Here is a 518-nt window from a genome sequence, read left to right as displayed (position 1 = left end):
TTATCAAGTTGCTTATTTATATTAACGATGTCTTTTTCGTTCCCTAAAGTACGAGACTCTAAGTTTCGAATGTCATCCTTCATATCTTTCTGGTCTAACTTAATCTGTTGGATCTCTTGTTTTAAATCTTGAATTTCTTGCATTGATTCAGCTCCTTTCAAAATAAAAAGAGAGACGAATTTCGCCTCTCTCAATCTGTAAAATTTAATCTAATCCGGTATTTTAAACAAAATAAAAAAGACCAGCTTATTGCTGCTCCGTAGGGGAAATCTCACTTAATTAGCTAATAATTGTTGTACAAGTGCCTCGAGTTTGGATATTCTTTCCTCTTGAGCTATATTTTCCGATTTCAAAGAGTTTATTTCCTTTTGTTGTTCGTTCTGTCTTAACATAATCTGCTGAGTAGCTGCAATATTTACAGTAATCAACGAGTAAGGAACTACAGATTTTTTATCTTTGCCTTGGAATTGCTCTGGAGTTTCCTCTGCAATGAAACCGTATTGAAGGAAATCACTAGA

At 33.8% G+C, this 518-nt stretch carries 1 pseudogene; it reads right to left on the bottom strand.

Annotation, left to right across the window (positions count from 1 at the left end):
• Window positions 1–275 precede the first annotated feature (275 nt).
• A pseudogene (locus tag JDS96_RS30650) lies at window positions 276–518 on the bottom strand (tail fiber domain-containing protein); the annotation flags it as partial.

The organism is Bacillus cereus group sp. N21, assembly GCF_016483395.1.
Classification (GTDB): domain Bacteria; phylum Bacillota; class Bacilli; order Bacillales; family Bacillaceae_G; genus Bacillus_A; species Bacillus_A pseudomycoides.
This window is presented reverse-complemented; position numbering and strand designations above follow the sequence as displayed.